This window comes from Desulfotruncus alcoholivorax DSM 16058, from assembly GCF_000430885.1.
GTDB classification, from domain to species: Bacteria; Bacillota; Desulfotomaculia; order Desulfotomaculales; family Desulfallaceae; genus Desulfotruncus; species Desulfotruncus alcoholivorax.
The window spans coordinates 19043-38856 of record NZ_AUMW01000001.1; the positions used below are offsets into that span (position 1 = coordinate 19043).

General features: G+C 45.0%; 16 protein-coding genes. 3 read left to right on the top strand and 13 right to left on the bottom strand.

From position 1 onward, the window contains the following. Positions 1-81: 81 nt before the first annotated feature. The 4 genes from H569_RS0100105 to H569_RS0100120 are packed head-to-tail and all read right to left on the bottom strand — an operon-like array spanning position 82 to position 2610. Positions 82-1074, bottom strand: a complete 993-nt coding sequence (locus H569_RS0100105) for an AAA family ATPase (protein WP_027363266.1) — start codon at positions 1072-1074, stop codon at positions 82-84. A gap of 21 nt (positions 1075-1095) precedes the next feature. Next, entirely contained in the window at positions 1096-1554 is a 459-nt protein-coding gene (gene trmL, locus H569_RS0100110; protein ID WP_027363267.1) for a tRNA (uridine(34)/cytosine(34)/5-carboxymethylaminomethyluridine(34)-2'-O)-methyltransferase TrmL, read from the bottom strand. A 2-nt stretch (positions 1555-1556) separates the two neighbouring features. Further along, positions 1557-2198: an endonuclease III gene (nth, locus tag H569_RS0100115; RefSeq protein ID WP_027363268.1), complete on the bottom strand. Its 642-nt coding sequence runs from the start codon at positions 2196-2198 to the stop codon at positions 1557-1559. Beyond that, positions 2188-2610, bottom strand: coding sequence for a CoA-binding protein (locus H569_RS0100120; RefSeq protein ID WP_027363269.1), 423 nt, complete (start codon positions 2608-2610; stop codon positions 2188-2190). The genes nth and H569_RS0100120 overlap by 11 nt, the downstream gene beginning before the upstream one ends. A gap of 278 nt (positions 2611-2888) precedes the next feature. Here H569_RS0100120 and H569_RS0100130 point away from each other — a divergent pair, with 278 nt between their 5' ends. The 3 genes from H569_RS0100130 to H569_RS0100140 all read left to right on the top strand — a co-directional run bounded on the left by H569_RS0100130 (position 2889) and on the right by H569_RS0100140 (position 6155). Beyond that, the gene (locus tag H569_RS0100130) at positions 2889-3623 is read left to right on the top strand and encodes a DUF4912 domain-containing protein (protein WP_027363270.1); all 735 of its coding nucleotides are present in this window, start codon (positions 2889-2891) and stop codon (positions 3621-3623) included. A 26-nt stretch (positions 3624-3649) separates the two neighbouring features. Beyond that, positions 3650-5233, top strand: coding sequence for a glycoside hydrolase family 57 protein (locus H569_RS0100135; protein WP_027363271.1), 1584 nt, complete (start codon positions 3650-3652; stop codon positions 5231-5233). A gap of 304 nt (positions 5234-5537) precedes the next feature. Next, the gene (locus H569_RS0100140; protein WP_027363272.1) at positions 5538-6155 is read left to right on the top strand and encodes an acetate uptake transporter family protein; all 618 of its coding nucleotides are present in this window, start codon (positions 5538-5540) and stop codon (positions 6153-6155) included. 198 nt (positions 6156-6353) lie between these two features. Here H569_RS0100140 and H569_RS0100145 read toward each other — a convergent pair whose 3' ends face one another. The 9 genes from H569_RS0100145 to pcrA all read right to left on the bottom strand — a co-directional run bounded on the left by H569_RS0100145 (position 6354) and on the right by pcrA (position 19802). Beyond that, a complete protein-coding gene (locus H569_RS0100145; RefSeq protein WP_027363273.1) occupies positions 6354-8852 on the bottom strand; it encodes a sugar phosphate nucleotidyltransferase in 2499 nt (832 codons plus the stop codon). A gap of 19 nt (positions 8853-8871) precedes the next feature. Beyond that, the gene (locus tag H569_RS0100150) at positions 8872-10113 is read right to left on the bottom strand and encodes a glycosyltransferase family 4 protein (protein WP_034629028.1); all 1242 of its coding nucleotides are present in this window, start codon (positions 10111-10113) and stop codon (positions 8872-8874) included. A 136-nt stretch (positions 10114-10249) separates the two neighbouring features. After that, positions 10250-10621 carry a carbohydrate-binding protein gene (locus H569_RS0100155; protein WP_027363275.1) on the bottom strand — a complete coding sequence of 124 codons (372 nt, stop codon included), beginning with the start codon at positions 10619-10621 and terminating at the stop codon, positions 10250-10252. Positions 10622-10771: 150 nt separating this feature from the next. Beyond that, positions 10772-11926 (bottom strand): homocitrate synthase, encoded by a 1155-nt coding sequence (nifV, locus tag H569_RS0100160; RefSeq protein ID WP_027363276.1) that lies wholly within the window; start codon positions 11924-11926, stop codon positions 10772-10774. A 228-nt stretch (positions 11927-12154) separates the two neighbouring features. Then, the gene (gatB, locus tag H569_RS0100165) at positions 12155-13597 is read right to left on the bottom strand and encodes an Asp-tRNA(Asn)/Glu-tRNA(Gln) amidotransferase subunit GatB (protein WP_027363277.1); all 1443 of its coding nucleotides are present in this window, start codon (positions 13595-13597) and stop codon (positions 12155-12157) included. Between the two features lie 148 nt (positions 13598-13745). Next, complete coding sequence (gene gatA / locus H569_RS0100170) at positions 13746-15203, bottom strand: Asp-tRNA(Asn)/Glu-tRNA(Gln) amidotransferase subunit GatA (protein WP_027363278.1); 1458 nt, start codon at positions 15201-15203, stop codon at positions 13746-13748. 24 nt (positions 15204-15227) lie between these two features. After that, positions 15228-15509 carry an Asp-tRNA(Asn)/Glu-tRNA(Gln) amidotransferase subunit GatC gene (gene gatC, locus H569_RS0100175; RefSeq protein WP_027363279.1) on the bottom strand — a complete coding sequence of 94 codons (282 nt, stop codon included), beginning with the start codon at positions 15507-15509 and terminating at the stop codon, positions 15228-15230. An 89-nt stretch (positions 15510-15598) separates the two neighbouring features. Then, on the bottom strand, positions 15599-17614 hold the full coding sequence (gene ligA / locus H569_RS0100180; RefSeq protein WP_027363280.1) for an NAD-dependent DNA ligase LigA: 2016 nt from the start codon (positions 17612-17614) through the stop codon (positions 15599-15601). Positions 17615-17627: 13 nt separating this feature from the next. Beyond that, the gene (gene pcrA / locus H569_RS0100185; RefSeq protein WP_027363281.1) at positions 17628-19802 is read right to left on the bottom strand and encodes a DNA helicase PcrA; all 2175 of its coding nucleotides are present in this window, start codon (positions 19800-19802) and stop codon (positions 17628-17630) included. Between the last annotated feature and the right edge of the window lie 12 nt (positions 19803-19814).

Consider the following 19814-nt stretch of genomic DNA (forward strand, 5'->3'; position numbering starts at 1 on the left):
TCACCGGCAAGTGGAGAATATTAAAAATATTCAACAAAAAAAACACAATTTCCTGCTAAAAATCATTTAATAAGCTGTTCTTTATTTGTGTTGATGGTCATGAAAACGGCAGGAACAACCATGAAGATTGGCTGATTTAGCAGGTTTAATCTCACCGGCAGCTTTTTTGACCAAATCATTGATATTCATTTCACTGACAAAGATCTGTTGATCATCTTTATTTTTCAAAAATATATTCAGGGTATTTTTAATATTGTCAACCGTAACTTCTGTTTCATCAAGAGCGGACAGTGCCTTGGCCCAATCAATAGTTTCGGCAATAGAGGGCTTTTTTCGCAAATTAAGATTGTTCCTGATATAATTGGCAATATTGGCTATTTGTTTTGTTATCTCCAGCCCTGCCTCAGGCACTTTAACCTGCAGAATGCGCGACTCTTTCTCTATGGACGGAAAATCAATGTAAAGGTATACACAGCGCCTTTTCAGACCGTCCGAAAGTTCCCTTTCGCCATTGCTGGTAAGTACAACGATTGGAATATGCCTAGCCTTTACGGTACCCAATTCCGGAATGGAAACCTGGAAATCAGAAAGGACTTCAAATAAAAATGCTTCAAATTCTGCTTCTACCTTATCAACTTCATCAATAAGCAAAACAACTTGCTTTTCAGATCTGATTGCCTGCAACAAAGGCCTTTCCAGCAAATAATCTTCACTGAAAAGATTGCGTTCTATGATTGGGGACATTTCTGCTAAGGAAGTGTGTCCCCTTTCCTCTATACTACCGGGCTCTGTATCCCGAGACAGTTGTATTTTTATTAATTGCCTTTGATAATTCCACTCATAAAGGGCCTTATTTTCATCTAATCCTTCATAGCACTGCAAGCGAATCAAATCTGTATTAAATATTTTTGCCAAAACCTTGGCAATTTCTGTTTTTCCAACCCCCGGGGCACCTTCTACCAGCAATGGTTTGCCCAGTTTTAAAGCCAAGAAGACAGTAATAACCAGCTCATCATCGCAAATATAGCCTTCGTTTTCCAATGAAGTTTTAAGTTCTTTAATCGTTAGGTCCATATTTATTCCTCCATATCCAGTTTACCTAAGACCGCAAAAATTGTTTTGCCTCAACGCTTCAAAAAGTACAATTGCCACCGAGTTGGAAAGGTTTAAAGACCTGGCGTTGTTGAGCATGGGAATGCGTATACAGCTATCTTGATGGTTATTAATGATCTGATCGGGCAAGCCTGCTGTTTCCTTCCCGAAAACAAGGAAATCGTTTGGCCCGTATGCCACCTCTGTGTATAGTTTATTTCCCCGGGTGGTTGCAAAATGGAAACTGTATTCCGGGTATGCCTCAAAAATTTCCTGTAAGCTATCATGATAATGGATGGTTAACAGATGCCAGTAATCAAGCCCGGCCCTTTTTAAATGTTTGTCGTCAACGGAAAACCCAAGGGGTTTTACCAGGTGCAGTTCAGCGCCCGTAACCGCGCAAGTTCTGGCAACGTTACCAGTATTTGCCGGTATTTCCGGTTCCACCAGTACTAAATGCATGCTCATATCTCCCTGTCAGCCTTTTTGCCTTGTTGATATTTACAAAATTTTTTAACTGGACAATGATCGCATTTCGGTACCCTGGAAGTACATATGGTACGGCCAAACTGAATCAAACGGTGGTGCCAGTTACCTCTTTCCTTCTCAGGTATTAATTCAATCAAGTCATTTTCCACTTGAAGCGCAGTGTTGCCGCCGGACAAGCCCAGCCTTCTTGAAACCCGGTAAACGTGAGTATCTACAGGAAAGGTTGGCTTATTGTATGCAATATTTAATACCACATTAGCGGTTTTTCGCCCAACTCCAGGCAGTGACTGCAACTCAATAAGATTATCCGGAACTTTTCCCCCGTACTTTTCAACCAGTATGCGGGATGTTTTTATTATATGCAAGCTTTTATTACGGTAAAGGCCGCAGCCCTTTATCTCTTTTCCCAGCTGTTCCGGGGTAAGGTTGGCAAAGTCCCGGGGTGTTCGATACTTGGCAAACAGGTTGGCAGTCGTTTTATTAACCTGCTTGTCCGTGCACTGCGCGGACAAAATAACCGCCAGCAGCAATTCAAAAGTGCTATTAAAGTTTAATGTCGGACCAATATCCGGCAGCTCACGGGCGAGGATTTTTAAAATTTCCTGTTTATTGACCATTCTTTATCAGTCTCTGATGTTCTACTTTAATACACTTATCCATAATCATAGCAATCCCTTGCAATGCTGCCAACTTTGCGCACTCCTCGTTCTCAATGCCCAACTGCAGCCAAATCGTCCCGGGCTTTTTAGTTAAAGCTTCCTCCACAACCGGCAATACCAGATCACTTCGTCTAAAAACGTTCACAATATCAATTTTACCAGGTACTTCAAGTAAGCTGGTGTATGCCTTTTGATTAAGCACTTCTTTCGCTCTGGGGTTGACAGGTATAATTTTATAACCGTTGTCAATCATATATTGGGCAACCATATAACTGTCGCGATGAGGTTTATCTGACAGCCCAACTATCGCAATAGTTTTGCTTTGCATTAATATTTGTCTGATTTGGTCGTCGCCAGGGTTTGTAAACATCAATAAATACCCCCGTTCCCTTTCAATTGCTCAAACGCTCAATTCCTCTAGTTCTATATTTAAAATTTTATACCTGCACACATAAATAGACAAATTTAATAAATTGTTTCATATAAGCAAAACAAAAAAATTATAAACAAAAAAGGTTATGGCAATAATAAAAAAGGCTTTAAATCAAAAACCACTATGCCGCGGAATGCTTATCATCATTAATCTTCCCGCCGGTTTTTATTTTTTTGACAGCATTGTTGAATCCATTTAAAAGGAGGTTTTTACAATTGGGCGTCATTTTTAACTTGGCAGTGGGAGTGGTTTTGGTTCTATTGCTCCTAACCGTTATTTTATGGTCCGCCAAAATTAGACGCAAACCGGTGCAGAAAAAGCCACAGGTGCCGGTTTTTCAAGAAGAGTTGGCTGAAGAAGTAGCCTTCCCAGTTTCACAATCTGATTCGGCACCAAAAGTTTCAAAACAACCTATCCCGGAAATACCATGGCACTATGGCATAGACAGGCTGGTGCTGATGGTTCGGGACCCTAACTGGATATATGCCTACTGGGAAATAACAGCCACAAAACAGGAGGAATTTAATGAGCAGTTCGGACCCGAAGCATGGAGTTCTTCCCGCCCGGTGCTCAGGGTTTATGATGTTACGGGCGTGGAGTATTTTAATGGTAATAATGCCAATGATTATTTAGATATTTCCATTAATGACTACACTGATAGCTGGCATATCGAGGTAGCCCGCCCCAATTCATCTTTTTGTGTCGATGTGGGTAGAGTAATGCCGGACGGAAGATTTATCACCATATTAAGATCCAATATAGTAAAGACCCCCAGTTTAAGCATTTCAAATTTGCTTGACGAAGAGTGGATGTGGATTGAAGGAATATACCGGTCCATTACCAACTTGCGCATGGGCAGTTCCCCCATGATAACTGAAGAAACAAGCCAGGGTTTGGGAATTATTCCCCTGGGAATCAGCTCACCCGGCATGCCTGATAAAAAGCATTGAATTTGATGATAAAGGAGAATGTTATTTTGGCCAATGGTTTTTTATGTTTTGTGCTACATGCGCATTTACCTTTTGTAAGACACCCCGAATACGAATATTTTTTGGAAGAGAGATGGCTTTTTGAAGCCATAACGGAAACCTATGTACCCTTAATAGAAAAATTTGACGAACTTGTAGACGAAGGTATACCGTTTCGTTTAACTTTTTCCGTATCACCAACACTGGTAAGCATGCTTACGGATGGCCTGCTGCAGCAAAGGTATCTGAAATACATTGACAACCTGATAGAGCTGGCACATAAAGAAACAACCCGCACTTCCGGTACTGAATTTCACCCGATAGCATTGATGTACCGGGACAGGCTGTTAAAGATAAAGCATATATACACTGACAAATACCAGTTCAACCTAATCAACGCTTTGGCCAAATTGAAGCACCTGAACAGGCTTGAAGTAATTACCTGCGCGGCAACCCATGGCTTTCTGCCGTTAATGATTCATCCTGAAGCTATACGGGCCCAAATAGGTGTTGCTGTAGACATTTATAACAAACATTTTGGTGAAACCCCGGTTGGCTTCTGGCTGCCCGAATGTGCCTACTCCGAGGGTGTTGACAGTATATTAAAAGAGTTCGGCATAAAATATTTTTTAACTGACACGCATGGAGTGCTGTTTGCCTCACACAGGCCCAAATTCGGTATCTATGCGCCCATCTATTGTCCAACCGGGGTAGCGGTGTTCGGGCGCGATATGGAGTCTTCCAAGCAGGTTTGGAGCTCAAATGAAGGTTATCCGGGTGATTTTGATTATCGCGAATACTACCGTGATATCGGGCATGACCTTGAATACGGTTATATTCAGCCTCATATTCATCCTGACGGAATCAGGGTAAATACTGGTTTAAAATATTTTAGAATAACCGGTAAAGATAATCATAAAGAACCTTATAACAGAGAAAATGCCTTGCGTAAAGCAGATATTCATGCGGGAAACTTTTTATTTAACCGCGAGCACCAAATTAAACACTTATGTTCACTGATGGACAGGGAACCTATCATTGTTGCACCTTACGATGCGGAATTGTTTGGACACTGGTGGTTTGAAGGTCCCGAGTGGCTAAAAAGCGTGCTGCGTAAAGCCTATTACGATTTTGACCTGATTGAGACCATCACCCCTGGAGATTACCTGAAAAAATATCCCTGCAACCAGGTTGCCCGGCCCTGCCCGTCAACCTGGGGCAACAAAGGTTATAACGAAGTTTGGCTATGCCGGGAAAACGATTGGATTTACCGTCATCTCCATATAGCCGCCGGGCGCATGATTGAGCTTGCAAGCAACCACCATCACAGCGGCGGACTGACAGAAAGGGCATTAAAGCAAGCGGCCAGGGAACTTTTGCTGGCACAGAGCAGCGACTGGGCCTTCATTATGAACACGGGTACAATGGTGGAATACGCAATACTCAGGACCAAACAGCATATACACAACTTTTTGGCACTTTACGACCAAATAAAATCTAATTACATCGACGCAGGAATGTTAGCTGAGTTGGAAAACAAAAATAATATTTTCCCCGACATAGACATTAACTATTATAACAAAGCAGTATAACTGGAAATATTTATATACAGTTGTAAACGATTATTTACATTTATAATAACCTCAAAAGGGGTTATTTTTTTTATATAAATGTATATTTTTTAAAATTTTCAGTCTTGTGTAAACATTCGTACTAATATTTTAATTTTAACAATATTAATTTTAACGACTATTTTGCTTATTGGATGTGAGCATGGTTTTTGCATATTATTTATTGTGAAGTAAAGGGGCATATTTTACAAAGGTGGAGGTGGTAGCAGGTTTAATTGGCTCTCAATTCTGAAAATTTAAACTTTAAAATCAAGGAGGTTGTTTAATGTCTCAAGGACACGCTGCTAATCCAGGACCCGCAGGGCTGGTTGCCCTTGCAATGGCATGTTTTACTTTTTATGCGGTTCATACCGGTAAAGTTGAGGCCACATGCATACCCCTGCTAGGCGTTTGGCTGCTTGGTGGATTCATTGTACAAGTTATTGTCGGCGTTATGGAGCTAAACCATGGCAATGTTTTAGGCGGCAATATTTTTACCTTCTTCTCGGCCTTTTTTATGTTTGCAACAGGGGGAGAACTTATTGTTAAATTTTTAGCCGGAGTATACAAATGGCCGGCATTGGATGCCCGTATCGACGGATGGGCCTGGCTTGCACTGGCCATTGCACTGGTAACCTGGACGCCGGGGTACTTTAAGTCCCCGCTCAGTCTTCTTGCGGTAGTTCTGGCTTTGGATATTGCCGTGCCGGTTGTGGCTCTGATGGACTTGGGAGTTATCGGCCATGAATGGCATGCTGTATCCGGAAACTTCCTTTTGATTGCCGGCATTTTCGGTCTTTACACTTCCACCGGCGTGGTGCTCAATACGGTGTTTGAAAGGACCATTATACCATTGGGGGGGCCGCTGGTTAAACCCAAGTCGACTGCCACACTGGCTAAATAGTAGGGGCGGACGACTCTGTCCGCTGCTTCGCTTATGATATTCTTATGGTGATTTTACCATTGCATGTATTTTGTAGGGGCGGACAGGGTCGTCCGCCCCTACTTTATTGGGGACATACCTCCGACCCCAAACTCTATTGGGGACATACCTCCGTCCCCCAAATTATGACCCCAAAGAGGAGGTGTGTCCCCATTCCTATTAACCTGTTTTGCTTGCTGGATTGATTATCTTTTGTATTTTATCAATATAAAAGTCTGCCAGGGATTCAGCTATCTCCATCGTGCTGCCTTCACTAAAGATACGGCAAACCGGTTCTTCAGGGTCCGGCAGCACCAGTGCCCACCCATTCTGGTGGTAAACTTTTACCCCGTCCTGCAACTCCATTTTCTCTTCGGGCATTTCCTCGATTAAACTGCGAATCACAGTGCCTTTAGCTTCCCAGGGCACGCCTGTTTCTTTCTTTTCCATAAAAAATGACGGGATCTCATCCACTGTTTCGGAGAGGGTAACCTTCTCCCGCGCCAGGTATTCGACAATGTTAATTATTGCGGCAAGTGCATCAAAATGAATCATAGATTGGGTGATGTGACCTTCTGAATCAATAAGGGACTGTTTATCCTCTTGGAGCAACTTGTCATAAAAATCTTGAACTGCTGTTTTAGTTCTAACTACCCGAACATCGTATTTACTGGCAAGAATGTCGATGGCACGGGGCGCAGTTACAGGAACCACAACCGACCCGCCCCTTGAACGCATCACCATTAAGGCCGAAAGTGCCACCAAGAGGTCCTCCTGAATAACCCGCCCCAGGTTATCTATTAAAACCATGCTATCTCCGCCTGAGTCGATAATCAAACCCATAGAATGCCCTTTTTCAGTAACTATTGCCGCAACTTTTTCTGCCAGCGACCTGTAATTACTCCAGTTCAACGGAAATTGCATTGGTTGTTCTACTTCCATTTGTTCCAGGGCGACATTTAATTCATTACATAGCGGCTCTATAAACCTGCCGGAATTAGTCCGGTCATAAATAGCCGCTATACTCAGGCCTGCTTTTCGGATTGAATGAATATCCACTTTCCGCAAAAGTGATCTAATATATTCTTTTGGTACATCAGAAATTAATTTTGATTCACGTATTGTTGAAAAATCTGCCCGCTTAAAATCTTCCCTGGCCAGCAGGTTTTCAATTTTTCGTTCCTGGCTGCGGGGTATATTCCCACCCTGACTATTGGTAAATAATATGTTAATCCGCTCCTGCCTTCTTGGTGATATGCGAACATGTATGCCACCATCACAGCCATACTTGCGGGTAGCAAAGCGGTGCATGGGAGTAACCCCTTCACTTATGCTTAACACATCAACTCCCGCAGACATTAATCCACAGGTTATAGCATCCCTGATCATCTTGGAAGGAGTATATAGATCACTGCTAACGCATATCCTGGCTCCCTCACCAAGTGTGGAAGCAAAGGCCGCCGCTACCCTGGCGGCAAATTCAGGCGTAACTTCAACATTAAACATGCCTGTTATGCCCTCTATACCAAAAATTCGCCTGGACACGCGATTACCCCAAATCATGCTTTCCCGCACAGTTGATCCGGTTTCAACCACTTTATACGGCCATAATTTAACATCGGGGTTAATAACGCACCTTTCCCGGATTACCGAGTCGCTGCCAATGACCGCCCCTTCATAGACATTACTGCCGGCCTGCACTTGCACCCTGCTGCCCAGCACACAACCCCGCAAGCTGACCCCGGGGGCGATAAAATTATTGTTCCAAAGCACACTTCTTTTAATCGATGAGCCTTCTTGGATTATAGTGCCCGGTCCAATGGATGTAAATTGATCGATCCGTACGTTTTTACCAATATTAACCGCTTCGCCGATAAAAGCAGGCCCGTTTATTTGTGCGGTAGCATCTATTTTTACCCCGCGCCCAACGTAAACGCCGGGCAGTTGCTCTTCCGCGTGTATTTTTAAATTTATTGAACCTGACAGGAAATCATAATGTGCTTGCACATACTGTCTTAAATCACCGATATCACACCAATAGCCGGATAATACCACGCCGTACATCGGTTTCCCCATTTCCAACAGCAGCGGAAATAAATCTTTGCTAAAATCAAATTTCGTGTTTGGTGGAATATAATCCAATACCTCCGGTTCCAAAATGTAAATGCCGGTGTTTACGGTGTCGCTAAAAACCTCGCCCCAGCTTGGTTTTTCCAGAAACTGCGCAATACTGCCATCCCGTCCGGTAATCACAACACCATATTCCAGGGGGCAGCTTACCCTGGTTAGTACCAGGGTGGCAACAGAACCTTTTTCTCTATGAAAAGACACCGCCTTGGTCAAGTCAAAATCCGTTAAGGCGTCACCACTGATAACAATAAACGGGCTGTCTAAAAATTTTTCCGCGTTTTTAACGCTTCCAGCCGTACCCAATGGGGTTTCCTCTATAAAATACTGCATATTGGTATTAAAATCGCTTCCGTTGCCAAAATAATTACGAATTTCCTCCGGCATGTATTGCAAGGTTACCCCGATATCGCTAAAACCATGGGTATTAAGCAAATCAACAATATAGGTCATAATTGGCCGGTTCAATATTGGAACCATCGGTTTAGGCAAACCGCAGGTCAAAGGTCTTAACCGGGACCCTTCACCACCCGCCATAATAATAGCCTTCAAACGCTATCCCCTCCTTGATTTAAGAATATTTACCCAAAACCCTGGAGAAACGTTCCATAAAACCGCGCTGCCGGGAATTCCACCTGGTGCTTAAATGTTCATCCCAAACTGTTTGATAAACCTCAATGGTTTTGGCAGCAATATCCTGCCAGTTAAATTTTTGTTTCACTTTTTGATAAGCATTGTTTTGCAACTGCTGGGCTTGTTGCGGATTTTTCAAGATCAGCAGGATCATATCGGCCAGCGAGCGTGGATTGCCGGGATAAGCTTTTAAACCGTCGTATCTATGTTGAACTATTTCGCTGAGGCCGCCAGTGTCTGATACAACCACCGGCGTCTTTGCCGCCATAGCTTCCAAGGCCACTATGCCAAACGGCTCATACAGGCTGGGGAATACCGCCACATCCGACCAGCTGTAAAGGGTATTACGAGTATATTCATCTATGTAACCCGTAAAGAATATCTTATTGGAAATTCCCAGCCGGGAGGCCTGGCTTTGCAGTTCACCCTGATAAGGGCCTTTTCCGGCAATGATAAATTTAGTATTGGGAACCTGTTCCAATATCATCGGAATTGCATCCAAGAGCACTTGCACTCCTTTTTCTCTTACCAGCCTGCCAACAAAAAAAACTATTTTTTCATCTTGTGCGGCATAATTGTTGCGGGAGATATTGTTATTTTTTTGAATAAAATTATCGGTATCAACACCGTTGGGAATAATCACAAGTTTGTCATCGGGGATTTGAAAAACATATTTTAATTCGCCTTTCATGTATTGGCTGCAGCAGATAACGCGCCATGACTCGTAGCACAGCCACCATTCCACGTCGCTAATATGCTTTTGAATGTCATTATGCAGGCCGTAATTCCTACCGTACTCAGTGGCATGAATAGTAGCAATCAATGGGATGCGGTAGGCATGTTTTAAAGCTCTTACCGTGTAAGCTACAAGCCAGTCATGGGCATGAAGGATCTGAAAATCATTGTTTTCACTAAATACCGGAATAGCTTTTTCCAGCATGGCCACGTTAAGCTGTGACACCCAGGTGGTGAAATCCGGGGAGGAGACGTTATATGGGATAACCCTGTATACAAAAATTCCGTTAACTCTTTCGTATTCCGGCAACCCTGGCTCTCCCAGCGTAAAAAGGTGTATTTCCATCCCCTGGCAGGCAAGATCCCTGGTCAGGTCATAGACATGCTGGGCCAGTCCGCCAACTTTTTTGGGGGGAAATTCCCACGAAAACATTGCTACTCGCATTACCATCCTCCTTTGGAAAATAAATGACAACATTTATATTTTATGTAATATCAAGTTAATTTATTAATGGTTCTTGCCGAACGATAATCAAACAAAAAAACCTGCCGTAAAACCGGCAGGTTTTTTAGATTCTGCTTTAGTGGCGCCTGCCATTATGAATTTCAAAGCTCCAGTTAAAACCATAATTATTATCCCAGTTGCCGTAACCATCGTGAAAGCAGAAGTTAAACCTGTCTTCATCCGGAATCTCCAGCGTTTTTACCCAACCCCAGCCCGTTCGGGACATGCGCAGGGTTTTAACATCTCTCCATTCTCCGGCATTACCATAGCCTACATGCAAAAACACCTGGGTTGCCCCGCTGGCAGCCAACAGTCCATCGTATAATATGGTTATTTCTTCACCCGTTGTAATCGGGGTGGGATCAACCACTACACCCCCGGGATAACTGGCATCATGCATCGCCTTTAATTTATAATCTCCGGTTCCAAAATTGGTGGGGTTAGCCATTGTATCGCCTCCGAGTATTTTCTTTACTTTTGTATTATCTTAATTAAGACAGTATTTTATGCGCAAAAAAGCACCCTAATTGGGTGCTTTTAAAAACTATTCTTTGGCAGTTTATTCCCTGAGCCAATAGCTGTGATAACTTTTTATCCATTATTCTCTTTTGCTGCCGCCATAATAATCTTCATAAATGTACATTAACTCTTTATCAAATAGAGGCCGCTTCATTGAAACGGTATAAGACCGGATTTTCGGCAGCAATTCCTCCGCCTGGTGTTCAGTCAGGCGGATACCGTATTCTGCGTATTTTGCCTTGAGTGCCGCAGTACCGGAGTGTTTACCCACCACAATTTGCCTCTCCAGGCCAACCTCTTCCGGGAGAAACGCCTCGTAGGTTTTAGGATTCTTTAACGCTCCGTCGGCGTGGATGCCTGACTCGTGGGCAAACATATTTGAACCCACAATGGCCTTCCAGGCGGGTAATTCGCGCCCGGATGCGCGTGATACATATTCAGCCACCTCTCTGAAAATCTCAGTTTTAAAACCAAGGTCAATTTTAAAAATGTGTTTTAAAGCCATAACAACTTCTTCAAGGGCCGAGTTACCGGCGCGCTCACCCAAACCGATAACCGTTACCCCAATCCAGTTGGCCCCCGCCATTACACCGGCCAGGGCATTTGCTGTAGCCATACCGAAATCATTATGGGTATGCATCTCAATATCTATATCAACACCATCTTTGATTCTCTTTATATTCTCATAGGTTGTAAACGGATCGAGAATACCGACAGTGTCGCAATAACGCAGGCGGTTTGCTCCGGCTTCCTTAGCAGCTTTGGCAAACTGAATCAAAAAGTCCGGATCTGACCGGGAGGCGTCCTCTGCGTTAACAGAAATATACATGCCCTCTTTTTTAGCAAACTCAACCGCCTTGATCATGTGCTCAAGTACCCATTCCCGGCTTGTTCTAAGTTTATGTTTAATGTGGATATCCGAAGTGGATATTGATATGGCTACGGCGTCCACACCGCATTCCAGGGATTGCTCAATATCCTTGATAACAGGGCGGTTCCACCCCATTATGCTGGCTTTAAGGCCGGAGTTGCAAATCTTTTTAATGGCTTCCTTTTCATCGCCACCCATTACCGGAACCCCTGCTTCTATCTGGTGGACACCCATTTCGTCCAGGAACCTGGCTATCCTTACTTTTTCCCTGTTCGCAAATACAACACCGGCTGTCTGCTCGCCATCACGCAGCGTTGTATCCACGATGTAAATATCTTTTACAGATAGTCTTTCATATTGCATAAAATATTCCTGCCTTTCTTTATCGATAATTAATAATATTATTAATATAAGAATATTTATGTAAACAATAGATCAAAACTTAAACTTAATTCTATCACATCTGGACAAGAGTGAAAAGCTGTTTGCGTATATAATGCTGTATACACTGATTGACGTAAAAGTCGTAAAAGTGCATAAAATTAACCGGAACACAGAAAAACTTATGTTCCGGCACGATAGCTTTAAAATTTAATTATCCAGCATGTCGCTTAGCATTTTATTGACCATGCCGGGATTGGCTTTTCCTTTGGTTAATTTCATTACCTGGCCGACCAAAAATCCTAAAGCCTGTTTCTTGCCATTTTTATAATCATCAACGGACTTGGGATTTGCTTCGACAACTTGTCGCACTACTTTTTCAATCAGGCCTTCGTCACTAATTTGGACCAAACCTTTTTCCCTAACAATGATTTCCGGGTCCATACCTGAATTAAACATTTCTTCAAAGACGTTTTTGGCAATTTTACCGCTGATAGTACCGTTGTCTATCAGCTGCAGCAGCTTGGCCAGTTGCTCGGGTTTCACGCGCACATCCTTTATTTCCAGGCCGCCGGCGTTCATCATTTTTAGCATATCGCCCATGATCCAGTTGCTTATAACTTTGGGGTTATTATATATTTTGACGCACTGCTCATAAAAATCGGCCAGTTCCTTGGCTGAGGTCAGCACCTCCGCATCATAATCAGGAAGACCCAGTTCGCGCACAAAACGCTCTTTGCGCTGGTCGGGCAATTCTGGAATTGCATATTGGATTTCTTTAACCCACTCTTCTGAAATAACCAGCGGCACCAAGTCGGGATCCGGAAAATACCTGTAGTCATGAGCTTCCTCCTTGCTGCGCATGGTCAGGGTTACGCCCCTGGCTTCATCCCAGGTCCTTGTTTCCTGGGTGATTTTGCCGCCGTCTTCCAGCACTTCAATCTGCCTTTCAATTTCATAAGCCAAAGCCTTATGCAGCGCCTTAAAAGAATTCATGTTTTTCAATTCCGTCTTGGTGCCAAGTTCCTGCTGCCCTGCAGGCCGCACTGAAATATTGGCGTCACAGCGCAGCGATCCTTCCTGCATCTTGCAGTCGCTTACCCCGGTATACTGGATAATAGCTTTTAATTTTTCCAGGTAGGCGATGGCTTCTTCCGCGCTGCGCATGTCCGGCTCGGAAACTATTTCAATCAACGGAACTCCGGTGCGGTTGTAATCTACCAAAGAGAACGGTGTTGTCGCAATTGTCCCCTGGTGTATCAGTTTACCCGCATCCTCTTCCATATGAACCCTGGTAATCCCGATCCTTTTTTCTTTTCCTCCAACGTTAATATCTAAATATCCATGTTCCGCGATGGGCAGGTCATACTGGGAAATCTGGTAGTTTTTCGGCAAATCCGGGTAGTAGTAGTTTTTTCGGTCAAACTTTGAAAATGAAGCAATTTTACAGTTTAAAGCCAGGCCTGCCTTGATGGCATACTCGACAACCTTTTTATTGACCACCGGTAAAACACCTGGTAAACCGAGGCACACCGGGCAGATATGGTGATTGGGCTCGGCTCCGAATTCCGTGCTGGAATTGCAAAATATTTTAGTGTTGGTTTTTAATTCAACGTGAACTTCCAGGCCGATAACAGCTTCGTATTGAGACAAGTTACACACCTCCCGAGTTTTGTTCGAGGGACATGGGGACAGGTACAATCGGGACACAGGACACAGTACCTGTCACCATGTCCCCTCTCCATGTCCCCTCTGTACCTGTCTCCGTGTCCCTGCCGCAGTACAGTGGTCCCCGTAGGGATTATAGTGATGGAAATTTGAGGTGATGGTCGGTATTTTGTTCAAACGCGTAGGCAACGCGAAGGATATCTTCCTCTCCAAATGGTTTACCCATTAAATGCAATCCAACGGGCAGATTACCGGACAGGCCGGCTGGGACGGAAATCGCCGGTATCCCGGCCAGGTTAATAGAAAGAGTACATACATCAACCAGGTACATTTGCATCGGATCATCTATTTTTTCACCGCGCTTAAAGGCAGTGCACGGGGCAACCGGCCCCAACAGCAGGTCATATTTTTTAAAGGCCTGGTCAAAATCTTTTTTAATCAGCGTTCTAACCTTAAGCGCCTTGTTGTAATAAGCATCGTAATACCCTGCCGACAGGGCGTAAGTGCCAAGCATAATCCTGCGTTTGACTTCCGGACCGAAACCTTCACTCCTAGACTTCATATACATATCTATCACATCCCGGGCTTTTTCCGACCTGTAGCCATAAGCCACGCCGTCGTAGCGGGCCAGGTTCGAGCTGGCCTCGGCAGGCGCAATTAAATAATAAACAGGCAGCGCATACTCGGTATGGGGTAAGGTGGTCTCTTCAATATAGGCGCCCAAACCCGACAGTACATCAATGGCCCTTTCGATAACTTCTCTTATCCCGGCATCGATCCCCTCACCCATCATTTCCCTGGGAACGCCAATTTTCATACCCTTGATATCCCCATCAAGCAACGTTCTGTAGTCCGTCTTGTCAAAAGGTGCCGATGTGGAATCAAGGGGGTCATGACCACAGATAGTATTGAGCAGTAGTGCACAGTCCGTAACATCTCTGGCAAAAGGACCGATTTGGTCCAGAGATGATGCGTACGCCACCAAACCATAACGAGAGACCGCACCGTAGGTGGGTTTCATCCCAACCACGCCACAGAAAGAAGCCGGCAGCCTGATGGATCCACCGGTATCGGACCCCAAAGCCAGCACAGTTTCACCGGACGCCACAGCCGCTGCAGAGCCACCGCTGGACCCGCCGGGCACCCTTTTTTCATCCCAGGGGTTGCTGGTCGGGAAAAAAGCAGAGTTTTCACAGGATGAGCCCATGGCAAACTCGTCCAGGTTAGTCTTGCCTATAATAACCATTTGCTCTCTGTTTAACCGTTCAATAACCGTAGCATTATAGGGAGGGATGAATTGATATAAGATTTTGGAAGCGCAAGTGGTGCGAACTCCCTTGGTGCAAATGTTATCTTTTACGGCAACGGGAATCCCGGCCAGGGGTGGAAGCTTGTCCCCGGCAAGCCGGGCCAGGTCAACTTTTTTAGCCTGTTGCAGGGCCTGATCCTTAGTCAAGGTGATAAAAGCGCGAATTCTCTCGTCTACTTGCTCAATCCGGTTAAATACCGATAATGTTATTTCTTCAGAGCTAATTTCCCCGTTAACCAGCATATCATGTAACTGGTGTGCGGTAAGGTAATGCAATTGCAAAACGACTACCTCCAGCCTGTAATATTATACTATTTTGGGTACTTTAAAATAGTGGTCTTGTTTTTCCGGCGCGTTAGCCAGGACTTTTTCCACAGGCAAATGTTCGCCGGCTTTATCTTCCCTGAATACGTTTTTTATCGGTAATACGTGTGCTGTGGGTTGGATGCCCGTGGTGTCAAGGTCTTGTAATTTTCGCGCGTGTTCCAGAATATCACTGAGCTGTTTTGTATATATTTCTTTTTCTTCTTCGTTTAATTCCAGACGGGCCAGTAAAGCTACATGTTCCACGTCTTTGAGGCTGATCATATTGCACCTTTCCTTTCACCCAAAAACTGAAATCATTATATCAGAGCCAAATTTAGGTAGCAAGTAGGGGCGGACAGGGCCGTCCGCCCCTACTTGCGGGCCAGTTCCAGGAACTCCTGCTCACCGATAATATTGACCCCCAGTTTTACAGCTTTGTCGTACTTGCTGCCCGGGTTTTCGCCAACAATCACGTAGTCGGTTTTTTTGCTTACGGAAGAAGCTACTTTTCCGCCTCTACTTTCGATTATCTCTTTGGCCTCATCCCGGTTTAAACTTGACAGTGTGCCGGTGAGGACCACTGTTTTCCCCGAGAAATCGCTTTGGTCTGTGCTTTCCTTTTTCTCCGCAACCACGTTTACTCCGCTTTGGGCCAGCCGCTCGATTAACCTCCTGTTCTGCTCTTCATGCATAAAGTTAACCAAGCTTTCGGCAATTTTGGAGCCAATCTCAGGGATATTGATTAATTCCTCGAACTTTGCATCCATTAATTCATAAATGTTGCTATAGTGTTCGGCCAGAATGCGGGCCGCCCTTTCACCGACATGCCTGATACCAAGGGCATAGATCAACCGGTGCAGCGGGTTGCTTTTACTTGCTTCAATGGCGTTAACCAGGTTATCGGCCGATTTATCAGCAAATCGCTCCAGTTGCTTTAATTGCTCAGCATTAATTTTATAGATATCCGAAACGTCCCTGACCAACCCTGCATTAACCAGCTGCGTTATCACCGCCGGCCCCAAACCGGCAATGTCCATGGCTCCCCTTGAGGCAAAATGGATCATCCCTTCCAGCAGCCGGGCCGGGCAGGCTGCGCCGGTGCACCTGTGAGCGGCTTCTCCCGACTGGCGCACCACTTCAGCGCCGCAAGCCGGGCAGGCGGAAGGCATAGCAAAAGGCATTTCCGATCCGTTTCTCTTATTTTTCAGCACTTCTACAACTTCGGGTATCACATCCCCGGCCTTATGGATAATCACCCTGTCGCCAATCCGCACATCTTTTTCCCTGATCATATCTTCATTATGCAATGTAGCTTTGGATACAGTTGAGCCGGCAATAAAAACCGGTTCCAGTATGGCTGTGGGTGTGATTACCCCTGTACGGCCCACGCTGACCATAATATCTTTTACTGTAGTTTCCGCCTGTTCAGGCGGGTATTTATAGGCAATGGCCCAGCGCGGGCTTTTCATGGTTGCACCCAGAAAGTTCTGCTGAGCCAGCGAATTAACTTTAATCACCATACCATCTATTGAATAAGGGAGTTCCGACTTTTTATCCCGCCAAATAGCACAATAACTGATCACCTCTTCGATATCGCGGCAAACCAGATAGTGGGGATTAACCCTAAAACCCAAATCTTTCAGCAATTCAAGTGCTTCATGATGTGTATCCGGCGGTTTTTGCCCGGGTATGTGCAAAGCGCCAACGCCGTAAACAAAAATATTTAAGTTCCTTCCGGCAGTAACTCCCGGATTCAACTGCCTCAGTGAGCCTGCCGCTGCGTTTCTGGGATTGGCAAAGGTTGGCTCGCCCCTCTCTTCCCTGCGACTGTTCAATTTCAAAAACGATTCCTTGGGCATATACACTTCGCCGCGTACTTCCAGTATTTCCACCGGGGTGCGCAAGCGCAGCGGTATGCTCCTGATTGTTTTTAAGTTGGCGGTAATGTCTTCACCGTTCTCACCATCCCCACGGGTCGCACCGCGGGCGAATACACCATGCTGATAGGTCAATGCAACAGCCAGACCGTCTATCTTCAATTCAACTACATAGCTGTAACTTTCGCCCCGCAGGGCAGTTTTCACCCGGTTGTCGAAATCCATTAAATCAGCAGCGCCAAAAGCATTGCCCAAACTAAGCAAAGGCGTGATGTGTTTTACTGTAATAAAACCCTCACGCGGTTTCCCCCCCACCCGCTGCGTTGGTGAATCAGGGGTGACAAGAGCAGGATTTTCCTGCTCCAACTGCAGCAGTTCCTGCATCAGCCGGTCATACCGGGCGTCAGTTATTACCGGCGCGTCAAGCACATAATACATGTAATCATGTTTTTCAATTTCCTTACGAAGTTCTTCTATCCTACGGCGGATATCCTCTAATTCGCCGCCCATAACTATCCCCTTTCTACCGCTCCAACGGGGCAAACCGGGCCAGTAATGTTTTTATACCCAGGCCTGGAAAATCAATTTTAAGTTCTGCGCTAGCTCCCTTACCCTTAACTTCTATTACCGTACCCTGTCCCCATTTACGGTGTGTTACCAGCTCGCCGGGAGCATAATCTAGCGTATTGTTTACGCTGCCTTGATTATTTGCAACTTTATTGGCAAAATTATTTGCCGCATGATTTATAACCTTGGCTTTAAGCCGGTCCAGCGGGTCAAAATGGCTTATGTTATCTTCCGGAAGCTCTCTTAGAAAGCGAGATGGCTCATTGATTTTAGTATGTCCATATATTGTCCGTTGCCAGCAATGAGTAAGATAAAGGTTTTCTTTGGCTCTGGTAATGCCCACATAGCAAAGCCTTCTTTCCTCCTCAAGTTCATGCCTGTCTTCCAGCGAACGGGAATGGGGAAATATACTTTCTTCCAAGCCGGCAAGGAAAACGATGGGAAATTCCAGGCCCTTTGCGCTGTGCAGGGTCATCATCGTTACCCTGTCGGTGTTTTCGTCCTCCAGCTGATCCAAATCAGTTACCAGTGCCAGGTCCGCTAAAAAATCAGCCAGGCTGCCGCCTCCGGTATTTTTTTCATATTCCCGGGTCACCGAGAAAAATTCGCTGATGTTTTCCTGCCTGGTTTGCGACTCGATAGTCCGCTCGTTCTGCAGCGCTTCCAAATAACCCGATCTTTCTAAAACCTCTTTAACAACACCTGTTACAGTAAGGTCATTGATCTTTTCCTTAACCTCTTTCATCATATACCCGAATTCACGGGCGGATTTGGCGGCCTTCCCACTTAACCCGGCTATGGATATACCTTCCTCCAGCAGCTGGAGGGGGGCGATCCCCAAATTGTCAGCCAAGGCCAAAATTTTATCTACAGAAGCAGGCCCTATACCTCTCTTTGGTTCATTAATGATGCGCCTGATGCTAACCCTGTCGTCAGGGTTAACCAGCAGCCGCAAATATGCCAGTAAATCCTTTATTTCCTTGCGCTCATAGAATCTTAACCCGCCAATGATGGTATAGGGTATTCCTGCTGCCAGTAGTTTTTCCTCCAGCACGCGTGATTGGGCATGGGTTCGGTATAGAATGGCGATATCTCCGTATTGCCTTTGTTTATATGTGTTCCAGTGATTTATCCGGTCTACGATATAATTTGCCTCGGCATGCTCGTCCCTGGCCGAGAATACAACTATGGGATCACCTTCCGGGCCGGCTGTCCAAAGGTTCTTATCCTTGCGATTTCTATTATTTTGGATCACCCTGTTGGCTGAATTCAATATTGTGGCGGTGCTCCGGTAGTTTTGCTCCAACATGAACACTGCGGCGTCGGGGTAATCTTTTTCAAAGCTCATAATGTTGCCGATATCCGCGCCGCGCCAACCGTAAATCCCCTGATCGGGATCCCCAACCACACAAAGATTGCGTCTTTTTTGCGCCAGCAAATTAACCAGTACATATTGGGCATGATTAGTGTCCTGGTACTCATCTACCAGTATGTAATGGAATTTCCCCTGGTAATAATCCAGTACCGCCGGGTTGTTTTGAAAAAGTCTGACGGTTTGCATGATTAAATCGTCAAAATCCAGGCCGTTATTTTGAAACAGCTTCTTTTGGTATAGACGATAAACTTTACAAACAATCTTGCTGTAATAGTCGTGTGATTTTTGCTCAAGTTCCTCCGGCCCGTATAAAACGTTTTTGGCCTGGGAGATCCCGGCCAACATAGCCTGGGGTGGAAACTTTTTGTCATCCAGATTTAGCTCTTTCAAGCATTCTTTAATCAGTGTTTTTTGATCATCAGTGTCATAAATTACAAAATTGGCACGGTAGCCCGCAAATCCTGCCTGGCGCCTCAATATGCGCAGGCAAGTGGAGTGGAAAGTTGAAATCCACAGTTCATGAGCCATTTCCGGGACCATAATATTGATTCTCTCGCGCATTTCCCGGGCAGCCTTATTGGTAAAGGTTATGGCCAGTATATGAAAGGGATCAACGCCCTTTTCTTTCAGCAGGTAGGCGACTCTGGTTGTTAACACCCTGGTTTTGCCGCTTCCGGCCCCGGCCAGAATCAGCATTGGGCCGTCGCCGTATGTAACCGCCTTTCTCTGCGCCTCGTTTAGAACAGATAAATCCATTACAACCTCCGC